This is a genomic window from Halorubrum trapanicum, from assembly GCF_002355655.1.
Lineage (GTDB): Archaea > Halobacteriota > Halobacteria > Halobacteriales > Haloferacaceae > Halorubrum > Halorubrum trapanicum_A.
Genome location: NZ_AP017569.1, coordinates 1,894,011 through 1,916,195, shown reverse-complemented (window position 1 = coordinate 1,916,195; position 22,185 = coordinate 1,894,011). Strand labels below are relative to the sequence as shown.

Here is a 22,185-nt window from a genome sequence, read left to right as displayed (position 1 = left end):
ACCATCGTACAGCCGAGCCGCTGGGGCTTCGGCGGTGTTCGTCACGGATCTGCCCGCAACGATTTATAAACAAGCCGCTGGGGCTTCGGCGATGTTCGTCACCTGTCCGCGCTCAACGGCTTATAAATGACCGACTAGAAACTCCGAGACAAATCCGTCTCAGGCCGTCTCCATTTCCTTTTCCAGCTCGCGGAGCTTCTCGATGCGGTTCTCCGTCGAGGGGTGCGTCGAGGCGATCTTCCCGACGAAGCCGGCCTTGATCGGGATGATGAAGAACGCGTTCATCTCCGCCTCCTCGCGGAGGTCCTCCTCGGGCACCTTGTCCATCCGGCCGTCGATCGTCATCAGCGCCGAGGCGAGCGCGCCGGGCTGCCCGGTGATCAGCGCCGCGCCGCGGTCGGCGGAGTACTCGCGGTAGCGCGAGAGCGCGCGGATCAGGAGGAACGAGACGACCCACACGACGAGCGACACCAGGATGGCGACGATGACGGGCGCGCCCTGCCGGTTGTCGCCGCCCAGCAGCCACCCCCACCGGACGATGAAGAAGGCGATCGTCGAGAGGAACGAGGCGATGGTCATCACCATCACGTCGCGGTTCTTGACGTGGGCGAGCTCGTGGGCGAGCACGCCGTCGAGTTCGTCCTCGTCGAGCGCCTGGAGCAGCCCGGTCGTCACCGCGACGGTCGCGTTCTTCTTGTTCCGGCCGGTGGCGAACGCGTTCGGCACCTGCGTGTCCGCGACCGCCACGGTCGGCTTCGGCAGATCGGCCTGCTGGCTCAGCCGCTCGATCCGGCGGTGGAGGTCCGGGTACTCGTCGGCGCTCACCTCGCGGGCGCCCATGCTCCGCAGCGCCAGCTTGTCGCTGAAGAAGTACTGCGCGACCGCGAACGCGCCGAGCATGATCATCGGGAACAGGAAGTTCCCGAAGTAGGTAGTCAGCACGCCGATGAACACGACGTAGAGGGCGAAGAGGAGGAACATCGTGAACCCCATCCGTCCACGGAGTCCCCAGTCTGTCTTCCAGTCCATGCCCGGGAGTTACCGCTCGGCGCGTTAAAGCCTGCCGGAGCCGCGAACGATCCGGCCTGCCGGAGCCGCGAACCCCCCAGCCGGAACCCGCCGTCCGCGGGCGGGCCGGACCCCCGAACCGCGGCGCGCGGCTCCACGCCAACGGTGCGCTTTTGCCCGGCGGCGGCGACGCCGATCCATGGAAACCGTCCTCGTCACCGGCGGCCGCGGCGCCTCCGGACGCTGGGTCGTCGACCGTCTCGCCGGCGACTACGAGGTCGTCGTCGTCGACTACGACCACCCGGGGCTCGCCGTCGACCCGGCTCCGAACGTCTCGTTCCGCGCGGCCGACCTCGCCGAGCGCGACCAGGCGCTCGACGTCGTCGCCGCCGTCGACCCCGACGCGGTCGTCCACTGGGCCGCGATCCCGGTCGCCGGCACCCACCCCGAGGGGCGGGTGTTCGAGACGAACGCGCTCGCCGCGAAGCACGTCCTCGACGCCGCCGGCCGCGCAGACGCCCCGGTCGTCCAGGCCTCCAGCGACGGCGCCTACGGCTTCTTCTTCGCCGATCCGACCCCGTTCCCGGACGAGCTACCGATAACCGAGGCCCACCCGCTCCGCCCCGAGGACCCGTACGGGCTCTCGAAGGTGACCGCGGAGGCGGCCGCGGGCGCTGTCGCGCGCCGCCACGACGTGCCCGCGGTCTCACTGCGCCCGTCGTGGATCCAGTACCCCGGCGAGTACGCCTGCCGCGCGGAGGAGTACGTGACCGACCTCGACGCGGGCGCCGGCAACTTCTGGTCGTACGTCGACGTCCGCGACGTGGCCGACCTCGTCGCGACCGCGCTCGCCGACCTTCTCGGCGACGGCCCCGCGGTCGCCCCCGGAACTCACGAGGCGGTCAACTGCGTCGCGGCCGACAACGCGCTCGGCCGGCCCCTGCTCGACCTCCTGCGGGAGTCGTACGGCGAGATTCCGGACGCCTGCGCGGTCGACGAGAGCGAACTCACCGAAGGCGACGACCGCGGCGCGTACGCGATCCGAAAGGCCGAGCGGCTGTTCGGGTGGACGCCGGCGCGCGCGTGGCGCGACGCGGCCGCCGAGGCGGTCGCCGAGCCGACGCTGTTCGAGGGGTAGATCCGGTGGAGCCCCTTCGCGTTCCCAAACAGAGGTTCGGCCGAACAAGGCCTCAATCGTCGGAATAGCCGACGAACCGCGCCATCCGACGAACCGTCGTCTCGGTGACCTCGTCTTCGACCCGAGCGACCGCCCGGTCGACAGTCGCCTCGCGCAGCGACACGACCGCCCACGGAGCGACAAACGACTCTCGGTCGAGCCCTCCCTCGGCGAACGCGCCGGCGAGCGGCACCGACGCGTCGTACTCCTTGGTCGAGATCCCCGCCCCGATGTACTGCTCACCCGCGAACGGGTGGGAGCCGTCGCTGACGATCAGGTAGGGCCGCCGCGGCGCGTCGCCGAACGGGTCCGACGCGACGACCACGGTTCCGCGTCGATACATCAGCCGTCGGTCGATTCGTCTCCCGACTCGTCCGCGTCGAGATCCGGGAGGTCGGCGTCCCAGTCGTCGGTCCGGTCGTAGCCGTCGCCCGCGAACGCGTCCGCGACCGCGCGGAGACCGATCTGGGCCGCGGTGTGGGCGTCGTACGCCTCGGCGTTGATGGCCCAGTACTCGCCCTTGTGCCGGACGAGCCCCCGCTGTTCGAGTCGCCTGAGGGTCGTGCCGACGCTCCCGCGGGGGACATCGAGCTCTTCCGCGAGCTCGCTCGGCCGGAATCCCAGCTCCGGGTTCCGAGCGAGGAACTCGAGGATCCGACGCCCGTTGGTGTCTTCGTCCGGGAGATCCGTGGGACGGTAGCTCTCGAAGTCGACCGGCATGTAACTGTGTGTAATCTTACGTCGACAAGAGTAATAACGCTGTGGGTAATCGGTCCCGTGGGCCGGTGAGAGCGGCAACGCGGCCCCGGCCGCGGCGGTCCCGGATCGGCGACCCGGGACGACTCCTCAGATCGACAGGATCGCGTTGACGAGCGTCCGCGTCGCGATGGCGGTGCCCGCGCCGAGCCACGTCAGGAGGACGAAGTGGATGTAGCCGTTCGCGGGGTTGCCGCCGTCGATCCGGCGGATCATCTGCGAGGAGAGCGCCGCGTTGAATAACACGACCGTCAGGAGGAGGTACTCGATGAGCGGGATGTCGTACGCGCCGGGGTAGACGATCTGGCCGATGTCCATCTGGTCGAGCCCGAAGTCGGAGGTGAGGTCGGCTAAGATCGCGACGATCTCCAGCCCGATGAAGAAGGCGAACGTCGCGGCCGCCGTGATCCCGTACAGCAGCCCGATGAACGTCATCGCCGCCTGGCGGCGCTGCTCGCGGAGCTGGTTGACGGCGTTCATGTTCTTCGAGATCAGCTCGCCGAGCATCTTCGGGTCCCCGCCCATCCGCCGGCCGACCAGGTACATCTCGGAGAACTTCTGGATGAGGTACGAGCGCGTGTCGCGCGTGAACGCTCGCCACGCGCCCTCGGTGCTGATCCGCATGTTGAGGCGGCGGTAGAGCCGCTCGATGGCCTCGGAGAGCTCGCCGAAGTTCTTGTCGCGCAGCGTCGTCAGCACGTCCGTGGTCGTCGACTGCTTCGCGCTCTCGGTCGCGCCCAGCGCGCGCACGAACGACGGGAACTCGCCGTCGCGGGCCGTGATCGCCTGCTCCTCGTTCCGGAGGACCACCCCGGTGATGATGAGCGGCGAGATGGGGACCGAGAGGTACAGCGGCAGCCGCACGTCGTCGAGGAAGAAGAGGAGGCCGGGGAGGCCGGGACCGTAGCCGAACATCCCGGCGGCCGTGATCCCGATGAGGACGAAGGAGAGCCCGCCGCCGCCGATCAGAGAGCCCCACAGCTTCAGGTCGCCGGGCGCGCGCTCGTCCGGGTGGTACCAGATCGGGTCGTACGGCGACGTCGCGCGGATCATCGCGTAGAAGCCGAGCTGAACGAAGACGAAGAGGACGATGACGGCCGCGACCGTCGCGGTCGGGTCGTTGCCCGTGAGGATCGGGAGGACGACGGCGAACACCAGCGCGAACGTCATCGAGAGGATCATCGACATGTACAGGTCCTTCATCACCTCCAGGTTCGAGAGCGCGGACTCGTAGCGGGTCTCGTACTGCGCGAGCATGACGTCCTGCTCGGAGACGAGGAACTCCTCTAACGACTGCCCCGCCCCCATCGTGTAGCCGAGGCGGTCGAAGAAGTCGGCCATGGCGTCGGAGGGGACCTCCTGCGCGCGGCGGCGACACGCGTCGTCGAGGCTCTGGTTCCACGTGTCGACGAGGTGGACGACGCGGCCGATCTCCTCGGCGGCGACGCCGTACTCCTCCTCTTGCGCCAGCGTCCGGAACACCTCCATCCGGTCGATGTTCGTCGTCGACAGCACCGTCATGTGGGTCATCACGAGGTGCAGCTGGTTGTCGATCTTCGTCTCCAGGCTGGAGAGGTAGATCTTCGGGTAGATGACGGCCGCGAACAGCACGAGCCCGCCGAACATCGGGATCGGGACTCGGGCGGCGAAGGGGAGCGGAAGCGCGACCAGGCCGACGACGCTCCCGAGGAAGACGAACACGGCCGGCAGCAGCACGAGGCCGACGTACTTCCCCTTGGAGATGTCGAGCTGCTCGTACGACTCCATCACCTCGGAGGTCAGCTTGGCGGCCGTCGCGAGCCCGTCGCCCATCCGTTTCACGGCCATCGGTCAGCTCACCTCCGTCGTCGGCTCGCCGGCCGCCGTCAGTGCGCCCTTCATCGTCGCTACCTCGTGTTCCGGTGCATGTCGAAGGGGAGCCCCTCGACGCCGTCGCGCTGGAAGGAGTTGATCGCGTCGTTCACCTCGTGGTAGCCGAGGATTCCCTCCTGGATCATCCGCTCGATCAGCTCCGCGCGGAAGTCGAGGTCGTCGTAGATGTCGCGGGTGTCGGCGTACCCCAGCAGGGTCGCGATCTGCTCTTCGAGCACGTAGGAGTTGTTCATCCCCTGGAAGACGATCTCGTCTTCGACGGGGTCCCAGCTGAACACCTCGCGGGTGACGACCCCCTCCATCTCCTTGGAGTACCCCTCGATCTCCTGGACGCTCGTCACGCGGCGCAGCACCTGGTCGCCCTGCTTCACGCGGTTCTGGAACAGCGCCACGTCGGCGTTGTCCATGAACGTCTCCGGGACGTTGATCGGCTCGGAGGTGAACCGCTGGATCATCGAGACGATGTCGGACGCGTGGAACGTCAGCATCACGGGGTGGCCGGTCTGGGCGGCCTGGAACGCCATGCGACCCTCGGCGCCGCGGACCTCGCCCACGATGATGTAGTCGGGACGCGACCGCAGCGCGGCGGCGACGAGGTCGAACATGTCCACGTCGGAGGAGCCCTCGCCGCCCCCCTCCCGGGTCAACAGCTGCTGCCAGGTGCTGTGCGGCGGGATGACCTCCGCGGTGTCCTCCGCGGTGTAGATCTTCGAGTCGTCCGGGATGTACGAGAGGATGGCGTTCAGCGTCGTCGTCTTCCCGGACGCCGTCTCCCCGACCACGAACACCGTCTGCTCGTTCTCCAGGCAGAGCCAGAGGTACGCCGCCAGCTCCGGCGAGAGCGTCCCCCAGTTGGTGATCTGGTTGATCGACAGGGGGACCTCCTCGCCCTGCCGGATCGTGAGCGAGGAGCCCTTCAGCGACACGTCGTCGGAGTAGATGATGTTGATACGCGACCCGTCCGGCAGCGTGGAGTCGACGATGGGGTCGGAGTCGGAGAGCGGGTCCCCGATCCGCTCGCCCATGTTGCGCAGCCAGTTGTCGAACTCCTTCGGGGTGCCGAAGTCGACGGTCGTCTCCAGCATGCCGAACGTGCCGTGGTCGACGTGGCACTCCTTGGGGCCGATGACGTGGATGTCCTCGTTTGCCGGGTCGCGCATCACCGGTTCGAGCGGCCCGAGCCCGACGATGTCGCGGTTGAGCCGGTAGCGGATGTTCTCGTAGGTCTCCTCGGTGACCGACAGCTTCCCGAAGTTCTTCAGCTTCGAGAGCCCGCGGCGCCAGCCGGTGGAACTGTCGTCGACGTGCGTGACCTCCTCTAACAGCTCCTCGATGAGGTCGTCGTACTCGGCCTCGTTCTCCGGCGCGGTGTGCTGGCCGCTCACGGTGAGCAGCCGGTTTTTCACCTCGTTGAGGATCTCCGCCTGCGGGCCGGACACCTCCGGCTCGATGGCGTAGTACTTCGTGTCCTGCCCGAGGTCGCCGTAGATGTGGCTGTAAATGGGGCCGCCGACCGGGTAGATGACGTTCGGCCGGTCGGACTCGTACTCGTCTTTCGGCTCCTCGATGAACTGCGGGAACTCCCCCGTGATCTGTTTGAACTCGCGGAGGTGCTCCCGGAGGTGCGGCCGCCGCATGGCCGCCTTCCGGAGCTCTTCGGACGGTTTTGCGGTGCCGTGTTCGGTCATCTCCTACACCCGGTCGTCGTGGCGGGCCTACGCCCGGTCGCGGTGGTCGCGGTCCGCGCGCGCGGACCGGCTGTGCGTCGGCGGGTCATGTGTTAGGCGACGCTGCGGCTCTCGATGACGATTCCGGTTCCGGAACGGACCGAGAACCCGATCGTGTCGCCGACCTGCTCGCCCATGCCCGCGAACCGCTTCACGTTGATCTGCCGGCGGATGTCGTTGCCGACTTCGATCATCTCGAGCTGGAGGAACACGTCCGCGATCGACCGGAAGGGGCCGATGGCGTCGTCGTCGACGGCCGAGGGGTCGACGGTGAGCACGACCACCTTCCCCTGCGAGATGATCTCGCGGAAGAAGGAGATGATCTCCAGGGCGGCCTGTCGCTCCTCGTTCTTCCGCACCAAGGCCTCGAAGGTGGGGTCGTTCCGGAAGATGGCGTCGAACGTGTCGAGGAAGACGACGTCGGAGTTCCACATCGCCTCGGCCTCCATCAGCCGCTTGAGCAGCTCCTTGCGCTCGCCGTCGCCGTCGGAGAAGGCGCCGCCGGAGTCGAAGTCGGCGTGGAGGAAGAGCAGCTCCTCCTGGAGGAGCGGCTTCACCATGTCGTACTCCAGCGAGTGCATCTGGTCGATGAACCCGCGGACGGTGAGCTCCGTCGACATCATCGTGACGGAGGCGCCCTCCTGGACGAGGCCGTAGGCGAACCGCTGGGAGATTGCGCTCTTGCCCGCGCCGTAGTCGCCCTCCATGAGGACGATGCTGCCGCGGGGGATACCGCCGCCCAGCTCCTTGTTGAGCCGGTCGCGGTCGCCGAGGCCGAGGGAGAGGAGGTTGTCGTGGGGCATCTCAGTTACCCCCCTCCACGCGGAACTGGAACAGCTCCTCGTCGCCGTTGACGGTGATGAACACCCGGTGGTCCCCGTCGACGAGCCCGTCGCTCGACCCGTCGATCGCGTTGACGTTTATCGTGAGCCGTAACACGTCGCCGCGGCTCCACGCGTTCGCGCCGTCGGCGGAGACCAGCTCCCCGGAGAGCGCGTCCGGTCGGACGTACGCGCCGTTGAAGACGACGTCGAGGTCGGAGCCGTCGGGCGCCAACCGATAGGTGCCGGTGTTCTTTATCAACAGCGTGACGTTCTGGTCGCCGCTCGCGTTGTACACCCCCGCGCTGGGGTCCGAGATGATCGTCACGTCGGTCCGGAGCTGTTCGGTCGCGTCGAGGCCGGCGTCCTCGACGGCGGCGCTCACCCGGTCGACCCCGGTCGTGATGGTGCCGACGACGCCGGCGGCGATCACCAGGCTCGCGATGAACAGGATGAGGTGGGAGACGGGGACGCTGGCCATCTACGCGCCCACCTCCGTCACGGTCGCGGCGTCGCGGACGCCGGACTCGACGACGAGGACGACCCGCGTGCCGTCATCGATCGTCGTCTCCGTCTCGCCCTGTGTGACCCGCACGGTGAGGGTCTCGTCGCCGAGCCAGAGCGCGGTGTCGCCGTCGCCGTCGACGGTCGTGGACGCGTTCGCCCCGCCCACGTCGACGTACTCGTTACCGACGACGAGCGTCGCGTCGCCCGCGACGAGGCCGATCGCCCCCTCGTTGGTGGCGTTGACGGTGAGGGTCTCGGTGTCGGTGTCGTAGGTCGCGTTCGTCACCGCGAAGTCGGTGTTCTGCCGCTCCAACGCGCGCTCGTTGATGCCGTGTTGGGCGTCGGAGACGCGGTCGAGCCCGTTGGCCGCCACGGGGTAGAACGTCGTGAACGCGAAGAACAGCCCCGCGACGATGATGGCCGTGGACGCGGAGACGCTAACGCCCATCTCCCCACCCTCCGTCGGCCGGATCGGCGCGGTCGGAACGGGGATTCGGATCGTTCATCGGTCGCGCGGAACCGTTCCGGTCGCGCCGGTCGTCGCGGTGCCCGTCGCGTCGGTCCGCCTCCGCCTCGCGCGCCGCGTCGTCGCGCTCCGCCGGGTCGCGGTCCGCGCCGTTCGTCCGTCGCTCGCGCTCGTCGGGCGCGTCCCGCCGGCCGGACTCGTCGTGACCGTTCCGCTTCGATGCCGACCGATCGTTGCGGTCGTTGCGACCGTTGCGCCCGGAATCGACGCGCCCGCCGCGGCGCCCGTTGACGGGCCCGCCGCCGACGAGCGAGCCGCCGGCGAGGTCGTCCCAGCGGTCCAACAGGACCGTGTGGCTGCTGGTGCCGTTGAGCTGGGTCACGTACCGGAGGCTGCGGGTGTGGTGTTCGCGGACGAGCCGGTCGGTGCCCGGCCGGTCGACGAGGTTGCGGTCGATCGTGCCGAACCCGGAGAGGAAGTCCCGGAGCCGCGCGGCGGCGTCGGGCCCGATCCACTCGATCCGCTCGTAGTAGTTGATCGCGCGCACCGCGTCGGTGACGTCGCTCTCGGAGACGAGGAACTCCAGCCACTCCATCACGAGGAGGTCGCCGACGTAGTCGCCGGGGAGCTCGGTGAGGTACGGCTTACCGCGGCCGCCGCTCCCCGAGAGGTCGTCCTCGCCGACGTACTCGAAGCCGCCGGAGGCCTCCGCAGGGTCGCCGCCGGGCCGGCGGTCGGGCGCCGGCTCCGGATCGGCGCCGCCGGCCGGCTCCGGGTCGGCCGCGCCGCCCGCCGGCTCCGGGTCCGCCGGTTCGTCGAAGTCGACGCCGTCGTCCTCGGCGCCGGCGAGGTCGTCGTCCCCGAGGCCGCCGTCGTCGTCGAACGAGTCGGTTTCGTCGCCGGGGTCGGCGAACGAGTCGTCCCCGTCCTCGAACGGGTCCTCGTCCGCGGCGTCGTCGCCCTCCTCGGCCCAGTCGGCCTCCCCGGAGTCGTACTCTTCTTTCAGTTCGCTGAAACTCTTTCCATCGTCGTTCATGTCGTCTCCGTCGTCCGCCGCTTCGGTCTCGGACGCGGCGTCATCCGTGCTGTCGTCGTCCAGTTCGTCGAACTCGTCGTCGAGGTCGTCGAACCCGTCGTCGCCGTCGAGGTCGTCGAACCCGTCGTCGCCGTCGAGGTCGTCGAACTCGTCGCCGCCGTCGTCCTCGTCGAGGTCGTCGAACTCGTCGTCTTCCGCCTCCTCGTCGAGGAGGTCGTCGTCGAAGAACCCGTCCGCGTCGGCGTTCGCGACGTCCTCGTCGAGGTCCTCCTCCTCGCCGCCGTCGTCGTCGTCGAAGATGCCGAACGAGCCCTCGCCGCCCCCCTCGACGCTGTCGAAGCCGCCGCCGTCGTCGACGAACGGGTTGATGCCGCGGGTGACCATCTCGTAGATGTCGAGCAGGTTGCGGACGTCCTCCTCGATGTCGTCGACGGCGTTCGAGATCTCCTCGTTCTCCGAGCGGACCGTCGAGACGGTCGAGGAGAGCGACGCGACCTCGTTTTCGAGCTCGTCGAGCCGGTTCTCCAGCTCGTCGGTGGCCGCGCCGCCGCCGCCGCCACCGCCGCCGTCGTCGAACTCGTCGTCCCACTCGTCCATGCCGTCGAAGTCGTCGAAGCCGTCGCCGCCACCGCCGCCACCGCCCATGCCGCCACCCATCCCTCCGCCGCCCATGTCGCCGCCGCCCATGTCGCCGCCGAAGGGATCGTCGTCGCCGTCCATACCTCCGGAACCGTCGTCGTCGGATCCGTCGTCGTCGAGGAACCTGTCGAGGACGCTCGCACCGACGAGCCCCAGCGTGGCGACTGCCCAGGCGGCGGTTGGAGCTCCCCACACCGGTAGTTCGAGGCCCATTACCGTGTACCACCCGCAGAACCCACTTCAATTCACCCCTCAAAATATCAGCCGTGAGAAAGCACGCCGAGACACGAGTATCGTCGATTGAGCGGGGTGAGAGCGGATAAATCCGGAAGCGACCAGAAGCGAAACCAGTTCCGATCGACGGTCAGATCGCTCGTTCGAAGCCGTCCGCCGCCCGGACGACGAGCCGACCGTCCGGACCGAACCGGACGGTCCGCCCCACCGCGTCGCCGACGTCGCTGGCGACGACGGGGACGCCCGCGGCGTCGAGCACCTCGCCGACGCGCTCGACGTTCCGCGGGCCGACCGCGTCGGTGAGGTCCAGCATCTCGGCGCCGCCGGCGACGCGCGCCTCCAAGCGACGGGGGTCGGCGCCGGCGTCGTCGAGCGCCCCGATCAGCGAGTCGATCCCGGTGTCGACGTACTTCGCGGGCCGCGAGACGGCCGTCGTGCGGCCCTCGCCCGCGGGCAACATGGCGTGGAGGAGGCCGCGGACGCCCGCCCGCTCGTCGACGAGCGCGACCGCGACGCAGGAGCCGAGCCCGCTCGTGGTCAGCAGGGCGTCGCCGTCGGTGACCGCGAGCTCGCCCACGCCGACCTTGATCCGGCCGGGGTCGTCGGCCGCCGCGCCGCCGGTGACGGCCGCGGGCTCCGCGTCGGCGACCGCGTCCCCACCGCTCTCCGTTCGGTCCGCCGGCTCGTCCGGCCGATCGTCGGAGAGCGAGCGGGTCACGGCTCCGAAAGCCGGTCGAGCGCCCGAGCCAGTTCGCGCTCGTCGGGGAGCGCGTACACGTCGCACCGCGCCTGGATCCCCTCCGTCTGGATCGCGGTGTCGATCACGAACCCGTAGTCCTGCCGCTCGCTCAGCTTCGCGACCAGCGGGCTGATCGTCGAGGCGCCGATGTCGTGGACGAACTCCGGCGGCGAGTGGGTGATCGACGTGCCGAGGACGTTCGCCCACCCGTCGATGAACCCGCTCGTCATCACGTTGCCGAGCTCGCAGAGCGCGTTCTGTGCCATGTCGCCGAGGGGCTCGTCGGGGTCCATCGGAAGCATCGCGTCGGCGACGGCCGCCGCCGAGGACTCCTCGAAGAGGATCGCGAGGTAGCCGCTGGGCTCTCCCTGAAGCTCGAACACCGTGCCCGCGTGCGGCTCGGTGCCGACCTCCGCGGGCACGTCCGCGAGCGGGACGAACCGGAGCCGGCTCACGTCGACGCTGGTCTCTAACCCGGTCATCATCGCGATGTTGTCGGCGGCGTTCGCCGACCCCTTCTTCGCCAGCGACGAGAACGTCGACAGCGACTCGTACGGCACCGCCGTGCTCGCCGTCCCGCCGTCCGCCTCGCCGCCGGCGGTCGCCGCGGGCGCCGTCTTCCCGACGATGAGGTCGCGGAACGGCCCGGAGTCGGGGAGCATGTAGATCGAGAAATCGAGGTCCGTCGTCGTCGCGTCCAGCCGGCTCTCGAAGAGGAAGACGCCGTCGCCGGCGAGCGCGCCGTCCGGCAACACCGCCGCGCCGTCGGCCTCGAAGTACCGCGGCGGCGACATGTCGATCGCCTTTCCGAGGTAGTTCGCCCAGCCGTCGAGGAAGCCGCCGAGCGCGATGTTGCCGACCTCCGTCACCGCGCTGCGCTCCATCGACTGCCCCCCGGGGAGCAGCGAGAGCAGGGCGTCGACGTTGGCGGCGTCGAACGCGAGGACCGCCTCGCCGTCCAGCCCGCCGCGGAGCCCGACGCTCACGCCGATCGACTCCCGGCCCGCGAACGACTCCGCGAGGTCCTCGCCGCTGGCGACGCTCGCGCCCGTCACCTCGACCGCGAGGTCGGTCCCGGTGAGGTCCGAGAGCGCGCCCGCGGCCTGTTTCGCCCCCCGCTCCGCGAGGCGGTTGCAGGCGCCGAGCGCGCGGACGTCGACGCGCATTATACCGCCGAGCCGATGGCGTCGAGCACGTTCGGCTTCTGGAACGGCTTCGTGATGTACCCCTCCGCGCCCGCCTTGATAGCGGCCTTCATCTTCTCCTCCTGCCCGACGCTGGTACACATGATCACGGTCGCGTCGGGGTTCTCTTCGAGGATCTCCGTCGTCGCCTCGATCCCGTCGCGGATCGGCATCACGATGTCCATCATCACGAGGTCCGGCCCGTGCTCCTCGTACATGTTCACCGCCTCCACACCGTTTTCCGCCTCTCCGACGATCTCGAACTCGCCTTCGAGGATCTCCCGGAGGAGGTTCCGCATGAACTCCGAGTCGTCGGCGATGAGTACCCGCGTAGCCATTGTTGTCTGAAACCGGGCGCAGCGATCACTTAATCGCTCCCCCGCGGTTCTCAGCGATGAGAACGGAGCCGGGACGTCCCCGGCGAAGAGGGGAGTGCGTCTCGAGTCAGTGGCCGAGGAGGGCCTCAGACCCAGTGGCCGAGGAGGTGGATCGCGCCGACGAGCACGGTGCCGCCGAACGCCTCGCGCGTCCCGAACGGCAGCGGAAGCATGCCGACGGAGTCAGTCTCCTGCTCGGCGGGCGCGTCGCCGTCGCTCGTCGCGCCGGGGCCCCCGTCGCCGTCGGTTTCGGTGTCGTTCGAGTCGGCGCCGGAGTCCGACCCGTTCGGGGCGGTCGAGTTCGGTTCCGAGTCGCCGTCGTCGCCGCTCCCGTCGACGTCGGTGCCGTCGTCCGCGCCGCCGTCGCCGGTGTCGGTGCCGTTTTCGGTACTCCCGTCGCCCTCGTCGTCGATCGTCGTCGTCGCCGGGTCTTGTTCGACCACGAGCGTCCCGCCGTGAGTGTCGCCGTCGAGCCGGAGGGTGAACGGGTAGGTTCCCGGGTCGAGGTCGACCGTCACGGAGCCGAACGCGTACGTTCGGGACTTGCCCGGTTCGAGCCGGACTCCCCACGACCCCACCGCGCTGCCGTTGTCGACGGTGAGGGTGAGTTCACCCTCGCCGGTGAGGCCGCCCGCGTTGCGCGCGACGACCCGGAGCGCGGAGAGGTTCCCGCCCTCGGTGACGGTGACGTTCTCGGGGGCGTCGTCGATCACCAGTTCGTCCGGGTTGTCGGCGTCGCCGACGACGATGACAGTCCGGCTGTCGCGGAGGGTGGATCCCTCGTACAGCTCGTAGTTCAGCCGCGTCCCGGGTGATACCTCCTCGAGGTCGACAGCGATCGTGAAGTTCCCGTCCCCGATTTCGAGCGGTGACTCCGTTCGGAACGGGGCGTCGCCGGCGTCGTTCACGAACGTCGCGGTCATCTCCCGCCGCGGTAGCAGCGACGTCGTTCCCGTGAGCCGTCCGTCCTCAATCTCGACGAGGAGGTCGCCGTCGTCGGTGACGTGGTCGTACCGAAGGTACCGCTCCCGGACGGTGAACGACGCCTCGGCGCGGACCGTGCTGTCGCCGGCCGTCCAGTAGGGGAACTGCTCCGAACCGCCGTCGAAAGCCGAACTGGCGTTGAACGCGCCCGGCGGCTCACCGCCGTCGGCGAACGCGTACCGCTCGCCCTCGGTGCCCTCCAGCGCGAACTCGACGGCGAACTCGTCGCCCGGTTCGGGCTCCTCGGTGAAGTGGTCGCCGTCGCTCGTGTCGATCACGAGGTAGAAGCGGCCCGGCGCGTCCGGGGTCGCCAGTTCGGTCGCATCCGCGAAGATGAGCGAGACGTCCTCGGCGTCGGCGCGCGAGAGGTCGAGCGTCGCGGGCGGTTCGTTCATCCCCGGATTCGTCTGTCGGACGCGGAGCGACACGCCCGATTCCTTCTCCAAGAGGTCGGCCAACACTCGGTGGTCGACCGCCCCGCCGGCCTCGATCGGTCCCGCGTCGCGTTCCGCCGCGAAGTGCGACAGCGCCCCCCAGATGCCCGTCGACTCGAACCCGAGGACGATCCTGTTCCCCTTCGTCACGACGGACCGGTCGAGCCCGTTCTCCCGGAGCACGTCGAGCGACTCGGCGTCGACGTCCTCGCCGAGCGCGTCCCGGTCGGCGGTGGTGAACACCTCGACCTCCTCGCGGAACTTCGGCTTCTCCAAGAGGAGGTCGGCCTGATCCGCGCTCGCGGTCGGCGTCACCACGCCTGAGTCCTCCACGACGAACGTCCCGTTGGTGATCGCGAGCCGGTACCGCTGCGGGACGAGCGGACGAGCGAGCCCCCCTGCGCCGGTCGCGCTCGGGAGCGCGCTGAGGTTCTCGGCGACCGGGTCTCCGTTCTCGTCGACGAACTCCAGGTCACACGACGTGTCTTCGAGACCACAGCTCTCGACGTTGCTCGCGTCGGTGCCGAGCGTCCGGGTGTTGATCGTGGTTTCACTCGATCCCGTGATTTTGAGCACGTCGACGAAGCCGACCGGCTGTCCCGTGTCGGTGAGCCGGTTCCCGCCGATCAGCAGGTACTCGTCTTCGCCAGGGTTGTCGGCCGTGTACCTGATCCTGACCGGATCCCCGGCGACCCCGGTGTACGTCGAGCGGGAGAACCCACCGTCGATCTCCGGACGGTCCGCCGGACCGGTCGACCCGGGAGCCTCGACCGCGACGGGCGCCGTCGGTCCAGCCTCGACGGCCGGCGCGGACGACCCGGGCGCGAGGCCCGCCGCGGCCGGAGCGGTCGCGACGACGCCGGCGAGCGCGACGAGGACGACGAGGGCGATCACGCTCGTCTGAAACGCCGATGGGCCGATCTCGTCGGGACGGAACCGCCGGTCGGGTCCGGAGTCGACCGTCCGGTCGCTGTCGGTCGCCGTCGAGTCCGTCGAGCGCGTGTCGGTCGCGTGATCGTGGTCCATCGTCATGAGGGCTGGTCAACGAGTGCGGGCCGGACGACGGCCCGCGCTTGGTTGGCGACGACTCGGCGAGTCACCGACTAAAGCGTACTCACCCGATTATCAGGACTTGTAACGCGATCAGGTGCGGCGGAGCGGAAAACACGGGAATCGCCCGACGTGAGCGGACTCCTCGGTCCGAAGAATTAAGCCCGGGCGGCGCCCGATCCACGCCAAGATGCCATCGTGTCCCCGCTGTGACGCTCCGGTCGACGACGACGCGCGGTACTGCGCGCAGTGCGGCGCCCCGCAGACGGAGGACGCGGCCGAGGAGCTCGACGAGTACGTTCAGCGACAGGCGGAACAGGTCGCGGGGGGCGGCGGTGGCGGATCCGACGGCGGCGGCTCGGGCGGGAATGACGCGTTCCCGTCGAAGGAGGACCTGACCGACCGCGAGCAGCTCTGGCGCCGGGGGTCGTACGTCGTCGGGTACGGCACGGTCGTCGTCGCGCTCACGCGGGTCCCGGCGCCGGAGTCGTGGCCGCTGATCCTCGGCGGGATCGCGATTCTTCCGCCAATCCGGCGGCTCACCGCGGAGCCGCTCGGGAGCCCGCTGAAACGCGAGGTGATGGCGGGAATCTACGCGGTGTTCGCGCTGATCGGGATCGCGCTGTTCGTGTTGTTGGGGTAACGGGTCTCTCCTCCGGTAGTCACTCGATCCTGAACCCGCCTTCCTCTTCGGCCGCGCGAACTAAGTCGCCGATGCTGTCGCTCGCGGAGAGCCCCTGACTCGCCGCGAACCGCTTGATCACCACCGGCGGCAGGTCGACGGTCGTCTCGGAGGCCGCGAGCAGCAGCCCGATCGCCTCCGGCGTCGGCGAGCTCGGCCCCGCGTTCGACGCGAACCACGTGACGAGCGTGTCGAACGTCGCCGTCACGTCGTTCGACACCATCCGCTGGCGGGTGGTGTCGCCCTTCGCGTGGAGCGTCGCGTCGATGCCGTAGTCGAACCCGTCGCCGTCGAAGGAGTTCGCCAGCCACCGGCTCACCGACTGGCGGTCGACCGCGTCGCCGCCCGCTGCGGCCTGGTTTCGACGCTGCCCCTGCGCGTTCGGCGGCGGCTGTCCGCCGCCGGCCGGTTGCCCCGCGGACTGCTGTCCCCCGCCGGGCTGTGCGTCGGGTTGACCGCCGCCGGGCTGTCCGCCCTGCTGCCCGCGCTCGCCGACGCCGGGCCCGGCCGCGCTCGACCGCGGGTCGTCGCCGGCGGGCCGCCGCTCCTCCGGGCTCGCCGGGTCCGCGGCGGTGAACCCGGAATCGTCCTCGGGCGGCGCGCGGCGCTGGCCCCGCGAGCGGCCGACGTTGGGGCGGCCGTTCGTCCCGACGACGTAGCGACCCTCCCCGATCTCGACGACGTCCTCGTCGTCGGTGAAGTCGAGCTCCTCCGGGTCGGCCGGGACGGCGTCGTCGTCACTCATGGGTCGTGGTAGCGCGCGCCGAAAAATAGGTGTTGCGGGCGGCCGAGCCGCCGCGACAGTGGTTACCGTGCTGTTCGAGGCTCGTTAGAGCCGGACCGCTTCGCCACCCTCGTTGAACAGGTCGGGTGCGCGGATATCAACACTGGTCGTCGCACCGGAGGGTGAGACGATGTCAAGCGATGACTGTTCTCCTTGACCGAAGTTGTTGCTACCGTCACCGAATGGTTCGATAGCGGGATTGAACACGATCGTGAAGCGGTCCTCGTCATTCAGAACTGCGGAACTTTCCTCGACGAACTCGCCGTTAGAGTCTTGAACCGCGAACGTCCCTGCGGGGATGTCTGAGACGTTAGCACCAGTGAGGTTGCCGTTGTTCGAACCGAGGACCTGACTGTCGGTGAAGATCAAGTTCGCCTGGCCGTTCGGCCCGACTGCCTGTATCGTTGCCGAACTCAGATCGATTTGGTTAGACCCAGCAGCTCCAGCGACACCGACGCGGATCTCGGAAAGTTCCTGCGGGTCAGTATTGTTTTTGACGATACCAACTGTGCTCGTCACGTCAATACGCTCTGAGACGAGATCCGTACTCTCCTGTCCGGTCGCTTCCGCCTGTGACTGGAGGAACCCGGCCGTGTTGATCAGGACGCCGGCGGCGATCGCCGCCACCAGCACCATCGCGATGAACACGATGAGCGTGCCGATACCAACCTGACCGCGGTCGTCGTTGTTATTGATGAACTCAAACATTGTTACAGCCTCACCGAAGTCTGGTCTTTCGTAAGCGTCGTCGGCACACGAATCTCGGTCGTCGTCGTTGCGCCAGACGCCGTGGTGAACGTCACGGAGAGTTGCTCGCCCGAGCCCATGTTGCCGTAGTCCACGACCGTACTATTGTCAAGATCAACGTTGATCTCGGCCCGGTCGCTGCTGTCTGTCAAGACGACGTCCGTATTCTCAGGATCGGTGAAAATGTCCACGCTGGAACTGAGCTCGTCAAGTTGGAACGCCACTTGACCGTTTGCCCCAATCATCTCCAGGCTCACCTGGTTTAGATCGATAGCTCCAGCACCGGGCGCCTTCGCAACGACGAAGTCAATCTCGTCGACTCCCTGGCTACCATTAACATCGGTGACGTTACCCGACTGGCTCACGACCTGGAGCCGGTCGGAGACCTGACTTGTACTTTCTTCGCCCGTTGCTTCCGCCTGCGTCTGGAGGAATCCGGCCGTGTTGATCAGAACGCCGGCGGCGATCGCCGCCACCAGCACCATCGCGATGAACACGATGAGGGTCCCGATCCCCACTTGACCGCGTTGTTCCTCGTCCGTGATTGCTTCGAACATTGGTTGTGTTGCGTCGGCCCCCGGCCTGCCCGGCGGGCGTTATCGATGACGATGAGGAATTCCTACTTAAGATCACGTCCCCGGTTATCCATGTTGATAAACAACTCACTTCGTGCGGTTTTCGTATTTATTTTGGTCAGATAATTACAGAACTAATTAACGAAATCCGCGGAGCGTTCTCAGCGTTGGATCTGGGAATGCCGCGTCCAGCGCCGACGCTCACCGACAAAATTGCGGACGGAAACCGAACAGCGCGATCGACGTTAGCAGAAAGACCGAACCAGATAATCGGCGACCGCCGCCGGAGAAGTTACAGCACGCGTCGTGCTTGCGTTCCGGCTCTACGCGTCTCCGCTTTTCACTTTACCGATCGCGCAGGCGCGAGAGTTCCGATTCGGGGATCACGAACTCCTGCGTCCCCGGCTCGTAGACCGCGAGGCTCCCCGCGACGAGCGCCATCGACGCCGCGAGCAACCCGGTGTTGACCAGGAGTAGCGCCTCCGCGTTGCCGAACCCCGTCCGGAAGGCGGCCGCGGGCGTTCCGACCGCCGCGACGACGACGAGCCCGAAGCCGACCGCTAAGTACGCCATCGCCGTGCGGCCGGACGAGCGGTACGCCGCGACCGCGAACGCGACCAGCGTCGCGCTCGCGCCGGCCAGCACGGTGGTCGTCATCAGGTACAACCCCTCGATTATCTCCATACCGAACCTGCTCGAACGCCGGTAATAAACCCACGGTGGCGGGTATCAGCGGCGATAACACGATTCCGCGGGGCGGAGCGCCGAACCGGTCACGGTCCCCTCCCGCACGTCGAATAGAGACATTCGGCAATCGGGGCGACCACCGGTACCATTATAAACCAAAGAAATCAATCTCGATAACGTGAATGGTGGGGGACGATCTGATCACCGTACTCGGTAACAAATACAACACGGACATCCTGACGGCGACGGGCGAGGCGAAGTCGGCGCAGGACCTCAGCGACCAGCTGGACGTCCCGATCGCGACGTGTTACCGACGGATCAACGAGCTGGAGGAGGCGGACCTCCTGGAGCTACACGACCGGCCGCTCTCGGACGAACACCGGCGCGTGAAGGTGTACCGCCGGAAGGTCGACGGGGTCGAGGTCGACTTCCGCGACGGGCTCACCGTCGAGGTGGAGGAGCGGTCGGCGGTGAAGAACCGGCTCGACGACGTCTGGCGCGACCTCTCCTCGCGGGAGTAACGAGGTAATCGGCGGGCTCTGCGGCCGTCAGAACGACGGCTGGTCGTCGGAGCCGCCCATCATCGAGAAGCCGCCCGCGCGCTCGTGGACCGTGATCCCGCCCTGGCCGATCTCCATCGGGAAGATGTCGGTGTCGATGTCCTGTTTCCGCATCTTCGCCACCCAGACGTAGCGGTTGACGCCGGAGTCGGTCGGCGTCTGGATGAAGTAGATGTTCCCGTCCGTGAGGAAGTTCTCTAAGCCGACCTCGGTGTCGGGGAAGACGGCGCCCTGCTCGTTGATGAGCAGGGAGGTGAGCCCGTTCGCCTTGAGGATGTCCGAGAACTTCAGCAGGTACGTGCGCTTCTCCTGTTCGGCGTCGAAGAAGAGCTGGAACATCGACAGCGAGTCGAGCACGAGCCGGTCGAACCCGCCGTCCTCGACGGTGTCGAGCAGGCGGTCGACCGCGGTCGAGAAGTCGGTCTCCCGCAGCATCTCGCGTTTGTCGAGGATCACGATGTCGCCGTCGTCGACCATCTCGTCGAACCCCTCGAAGCCGACGGACTCGGCCGCGCCGCGGATGTCGGCCTCGTCCTCCTCGAAGGAGACGTAGACGCCGCGCTCGTCGTGTTCTGAGACGCCGTGATGGAGGTACTGGATCCCGAAGATGCTCTTGCCGGTGCCCGGGTTCCCGGAGACGAGGACCGTCGACCGCTCGGTGATGCCGCCGGTGAGAATGGAGTCGAGCCCCTCGACCCCGGTGGAGACGAGTTCTGACATTCGTCTCCCCATTGGCGGCCGGAGTATATAAAAGACGGTTCAGGGCATCGGGCGAACGGACGGCGACAGTTTTATTTCTCGACACGCCGCCCGTTCGTGTATGCCCGGTGAAGCGTGTCCGGTCGCTCCCGGCGGTGATCGGCGGTGAGCGACCCGTCGATACTCGTCGTGGAGGACGAGCCAGACATCGCGGCGCTGTACGCCGGCTTCTTAGAGGAGCGGTACGCGGTCGACGTCGCCGAGACCGCGGCCGAGGCGATCGACCGGGTCGACGCCGCCGTCGACGTGGTGCTCCTCGACCGCCGACTCCCCGACGGGAGCGGCGACGACGTCTTAGACCACATCCGCGGGGAAGGGTACGACTGCCGCGTGGCGATGGTCACCGCGGTCGAGCCCGACTTCGACATCATCGACATGGGGTTCGATCTGTACCTCACCAAGCCGGTGAGCCGCACGAAGCTGCTCGCGGCCATCGACACGCTCCTGACGCGCAGCGAGTACGACGACCTCGTCCAGGAGGCCGCCGCGCTCGCCAGCAAGCGCGCCGTGTTGAGCTCGCAGAAACCGGCCGCGCAGCGCGAGGGGAACGACGCGTACGCCGACCTCGTCGATCGGCTGGAGGAGCTGGACGCCGACATCGACGACCTCGGCGAGTCGCTGTCGACCGACGACTACCGCGCGATGTTCCGCGACCTCGGCGAAGCCTGACGCGACGCCGACCGCCTCGCCGCGATTTCTCGCGGCGCTCGCTCCGGTCGCTTTTCCCGCCGTCACGGCAGTGCGTACTCCGCCAACGCCGACGACGCTGGAGCGGTTTTCGGTCGAGGCCGCAGTTCAAGTGACTGTGGTCCCAACGACGATCGTGATCGATGTTACCGAGCGCCGAGAAGCGCTCCTCGCCGCGGCGACCGGCGCGGCCGCGGTCGCGGGCTCGTACCTCGTCACGGGGTGGACGCCCTCGTTCGTCGTCAGACCCCTCGATCAGACGATCGTCAACCTGACGCCGGGGCCGATCGTGACGTTCACGATCGAGACCCTCGGCGGCGCGGGACACTTGATCCACATCGCCATGGCGTTCGCGATCGCGGTCGGGCTGTTCGGTGCGGTCGCGTTCGCGGGCCTTCGGCTCGCCACGCGCACGGATCGGCGAGCGGTCGGCGCCGCGGTCGCCGGGGGCGGGTCCTGGCTGCTCGCCGCGGGGCTGACGGGCGTCTCGACGGGCGCGCTGGGTGCGGCGTTCCCAGCGGCGGCCGTCGTCGGGATCGGCTGGCTCCCCTCGTCGGCCGCGCCGTCCGGCGGCGACACCGGCACCGCGAGGGACGCGTCCGCCGTCGTCGACGCGGTGCGCCGCCGGACCTTGGGGGTCGTCGCCGGGGCGCTCGGGTTCGTCGCCGCGACCGCGGTGGGTCGGCGGACGCTCGCGTCGGACGACGAGCCACTCTCCGACGCTCCGCGGTCGGAGGGCGCGACCGCGCGGCTCCAAGCTCTCGACTCGGCGTCGCTGGCGTTCGAGAGCGACGACCTCTGGGGGATGGTGACGCCGATCGGCGAGTTCTACAACGTCGACATCGCGGAGTTCGACCCGGAGGTCACCGCCGAGGAGTGGTCGCTGACGTTCACCGGCGAGACCGGCTCCGAGCGGACGGTCGACTTCGACGAGCTGATCGACCGGCCCGTCGAGAACCGCGCGGTGACGCTTCGGTGCGTCGGCGAGGACCTGAACGGCCGCCGCATCGGCAACGCGGTCTGGACGGGGACGCCGATCCAGCCGCTGCTGGAGTCCGTTGACCCGGAGGGCGACTGTAACTGCGCCATGCTGCGCGGCGAGGACGGCTACTACGTGCAGTTCCCGGTCGACGTCCTCGCGGAGGGGTTCCTCGCGTGGGGGATGAACGGCAAGGAGCTCCCGACCAGCCACGGCCACCCGGTCCGGGTGCTGATCCCGGGCCACTGGGGGGAGACGAACGTGAAGTGGCTCTCGGAGATCGAGCTCCTGAATGTCGAGGACGACGGCTACTGGGAGGAGCGCGGCTGGGAGGGGACCGGCGAGGTGACCACCGTGGCCAAGCTCTGGGACGAGGGGATCACGGAGCTCGGCGACGGGCGGATCGAACTGGCCGGCCACGCGTACGCGGGGACCCCCGGGGTCGAGCGCGTCGAGGTGTCGACCGACGGCGGCGACTCGTGGACCGACGCCGAGCTCTCCGATCCGCTGCCCGACGCGGACGTCTGGCGGCAGTGGCGCCACGTCTTCGAGCCCGACGGGCGACACGAGGTCGTCGTCCGCGCAGTCGACGGCGAGGGGACGCGCCAGACCAGTGAGGCGTCCGGCCCGGTCCCGAGCGGCGCGTCGGGGTGGGTGCGTCGGACGGTCGGAGAGTGAGCGGTCAGCGAGTGAGCGGTCAGCGAGTGAGCGGTC

Annotated in this window: 23 protein-coding genes; 5 read left to right on the top strand and 18 right to left on the bottom strand. The window is 68.5% G+C overall.

Features of this window, described 5'->3' with window-relative positions; translation table 11 throughout:
* Nucleotides 1–159 precede the first annotated feature (159 nt).
* A complete protein-coding gene (htpX, locus tag CPZ01_RS09235) occupies nt 160–1,029 on the bottom strand; it encodes a zinc metalloprotease HtpX (protein ID WP_096394451.1) in 870 nt (289 codons plus the stop codon).
* A gap of 178 nt (nt 1,030–1,207) precedes the next feature.
* Here htpX and CPZ01_RS09230 point away from each other — a divergent pair, with 178 nt between their 5' ends.
* The gene (locus CPZ01_RS09230; RefSeq protein WP_096394450.1) at nt 1,208–2,146 is read left to right on the top strand and encodes an NAD-dependent epimerase/dehydratase family protein; all 939 of its coding nucleotides are present in this window, start codon (nt 1,208–1,210) and stop codon (nt 2,144–2,146) included.
* Between the two features lie 52 nt (nt 2,147–2,198).
* Here the strand turns inward: CPZ01_RS09230 and CPZ01_RS09225 are convergent, their stop codons facing one another.
* From CPZ01_RS09225 to CPZ01_RS09170, 12 genes are all read right to left on the bottom strand, one after another.
* Nucleotides 2,199–2,528, bottom strand: a complete 330-nt coding sequence (locus CPZ01_RS09225) for a hypothetical protein (protein ID WP_096394449.1) — start codon at nt 2,526–2,528, stop codon at nt 2,199–2,201.
* Nucleotides 2,528–2,905 carry a MarR family transcriptional regulator gene (locus tag CPZ01_RS09220; protein ID WP_096394448.1) on the bottom strand — a complete coding sequence of 126 codons (378 nt, stop codon included), beginning with the start codon at nt 2,903–2,905 and terminating at the stop codon, nt 2,528–2,530. Before CPZ01_RS09220 ends, CPZ01_RS09225 begins: the two co-directional genes overlap by 1 nt.
* 126 nt (nt 2,906–3,031) lie before the next feature.
* On the bottom strand, nt 3,032–4,768 hold the full coding sequence (gene flaJ, locus CPZ01_RS09215; RefSeq protein ID WP_096394447.1) for an archaellar assembly protein FlaJ: 1,737 nt from the start codon (nt 4,766–4,768) through the stop codon (nt 3,032–3,034).
* A 59-nt stretch (nt 4,769–4,827) separates the two neighbouring features.
* Complete coding sequence (locus CPZ01_RS09210; protein WP_096394446.1) at nt 4,828–6,501, bottom strand: type II/IV secretion system ATPase subunit; 1,674 nt, start codon at nt 6,499–6,501, stop codon at nt 4,828–4,830.
* 92 nt (nt 6,502–6,593) lie between these two features.
* Nucleotides 6,594–7,343, bottom strand: a complete 750-nt coding sequence (gene arlH, locus CPZ01_RS09205) for an archaellum protein ArlH (protein WP_017343764.1) — start codon at nt 7,341–7,343, stop codon at nt 6,594–6,596.
* A 1-nt stretch (nt 7,344) separates the two neighbouring features.
* Nucleotides 7,345–7,842 (bottom strand): archaellum stator protein ArlG, encoded by a 498-nt coding sequence (gene arlG / locus CPZ01_RS09200; RefSeq protein WP_096394445.1) that lies wholly within the window; start codon nt 7,840–7,842, stop codon nt 7,345–7,347.
* Nucleotides 7,843–8,316: an archaellum stator protein ArlF gene (arlF, locus tag CPZ01_RS09195; protein ID WP_096394444.1), complete on the bottom strand. Its 474-nt coding sequence runs from the start codon at nt 8,314–8,316 to the stop codon at nt 7,843–7,845.
* Nucleotides 8,306–10,222 (bottom strand): FlaD/FlaE family flagellar protein, encoded by a 1,917-nt coding sequence (locus tag CPZ01_RS09190; protein WP_096394443.1) that lies wholly within the window; start codon nt 10,220–10,222, stop codon nt 8,306–8,308. The genes arlF and CPZ01_RS09190 overlap by 11 nt, the downstream gene beginning before the upstream one ends.
* Before the next feature lie 151 nt (nt 10,223–10,373).
* Nucleotides 10,374–10,961 (bottom strand): chemotaxis protein CheD, encoded by a 588-nt coding sequence (locus CPZ01_RS09185; RefSeq protein ID WP_096394442.1) that lies wholly within the window; start codon nt 10,959–10,961, stop codon nt 10,374–10,376.
* On the bottom strand, nt 10,958–12,148 hold the full coding sequence (locus CPZ01_RS09180; protein ID WP_096394441.1) for a chemotaxis protein CheC: 1,191 nt from the start codon (nt 12,146–12,148) through the stop codon (nt 10,958–10,960). The genes CPZ01_RS09185 and CPZ01_RS09180 overlap by 4 nt, the downstream gene beginning before the upstream one ends.
* The gene (gene cheY, locus CPZ01_RS09175) at nt 12,148–12,504 is read right to left on the bottom strand and encodes a chemotaxis protein CheY (RefSeq protein WP_004597560.1); all 357 of its coding nucleotides are present in this window, start codon (nt 12,502–12,504) and stop codon (nt 12,148–12,150) included. The genes CPZ01_RS09180 and cheY overlap by 1 nt, the downstream gene beginning before the upstream one ends.
* A 125-nt stretch (nt 12,505–12,629) precedes the next feature.
* A complete protein-coding gene (locus CPZ01_RS09170) occupies nt 12,630–14,993 on the bottom strand; it encodes a BGTF surface domain-containing protein (protein ID WP_172863949.1) in 2,364 nt (787 codons plus the stop codon).
* Between the two features lie 208 nt (nt 14,994–15,201).
* On the opposite strand from CPZ01_RS09170, the gene CPZ01_RS09165 reads away from it, so the two are divergent.
* Complete coding sequence (locus CPZ01_RS09165) at nt 15,202–15,654, top strand: zinc ribbon domain-containing protein (RefSeq protein WP_096394440.1); 453 nt, start codon at nt 15,202–15,204, stop codon at nt 15,652–15,654.
* Nucleotides 15,655–15,673: 19 nt separating this feature from the next.
* Here CPZ01_RS09165 and CPZ01_RS09160 read toward each other — a convergent pair whose 3' ends face one another.
* From CPZ01_RS09160 to CPZ01_RS09145, 4 genes are all read right to left on the bottom strand, one after another.
* On the bottom strand, nt 15,674–16,438 hold the full coding sequence (locus CPZ01_RS09160; RefSeq protein ID WP_096394439.1) for a DUF7500 family protein: 765 nt from the start codon (nt 16,436–16,438) through the stop codon (nt 15,674–15,676).
* An 84-nt stretch (nt 16,439–16,522) separates the two neighbouring features.
* Complete coding sequence (locus CPZ01_RS09155; protein WP_096394438.1) at nt 16,523–17,185, bottom strand: archaellin/type IV pilin N-terminal domain-containing protein; 663 nt, start codon at nt 17,183–17,185, stop codon at nt 16,523–16,525.
* Nucleotides 17,186–17,187: 2 nt separating this feature from the next.
* Nucleotides 17,188–17,781 carry an archaellin/type IV pilin N-terminal domain-containing protein gene (locus tag CPZ01_RS09150; protein ID WP_096394437.1) on the bottom strand — a complete coding sequence of 198 codons (594 nt, stop codon included), beginning with the start codon at nt 17,779–17,781 and terminating at the stop codon, nt 17,188–17,190.
* A gap of 363 nt (nt 17,782–18,144) precedes the next feature.
* Nucleotides 18,145–18,483 carry a hypothetical protein gene (locus tag CPZ01_RS09145; protein WP_096394436.1) on the bottom strand — a complete coding sequence of 113 codons (339 nt, stop codon included), beginning with the start codon at nt 18,481–18,483 and terminating at the stop codon, nt 18,145–18,147.
* 185 nt (nt 18,484–18,668) lie between these two features.
* Here CPZ01_RS09145 and CPZ01_RS09140 point away from each other — a divergent pair, with 185 nt between their 5' ends.
* Complete coding sequence (locus tag CPZ01_RS09140) at nt 18,669–19,007, top strand: helix-turn-helix domain-containing protein (protein WP_017343751.1); 339 nt, start codon at nt 18,669–18,671, stop codon at nt 19,005–19,007.
* A 27-nt stretch (nt 19,008–19,034) separates the two neighbouring features.
* Here CPZ01_RS09140 and CPZ01_RS09135 read toward each other — a convergent pair whose 3' ends face one another.
* Entirely contained in the window at nt 19,035–19,766 is a 732-nt protein-coding gene (locus CPZ01_RS09135) for an RAD55 family ATPase (protein ID WP_096394435.1), read from the bottom strand.
* 144 nt (nt 19,767–19,910) lie between these two features.
* Here CPZ01_RS09135 and CPZ01_RS09130 point away from each other — a divergent pair, with 144 nt between their 5' ends.
* Together CPZ01_RS09130 and CPZ01_RS09125 are read left to right on the top strand one after the other, a co-directional pair.
* Nucleotides 19,911–20,474: a HalX domain-containing protein gene (locus CPZ01_RS09130; RefSeq protein WP_096394434.1), complete on the top strand. Its 564-nt coding sequence runs from the start codon at nt 19,911–19,913 to the stop codon at nt 20,472–20,474.
* 154 nt (nt 20,475–20,628) lie between these two features.
* Nucleotides 20,629–22,149 carry a molybdopterin-dependent oxidoreductase gene (locus CPZ01_RS09125; RefSeq protein WP_096396224.1) on the top strand — a complete coding sequence of 507 codons (1,521 nt, stop codon included), beginning with the start codon at nt 20,629–20,631 and terminating at the stop codon, nt 22,147–22,149.
* The last annotated feature ends 36 nt before the right edge of the window (nt 22,150–22,185 follow it).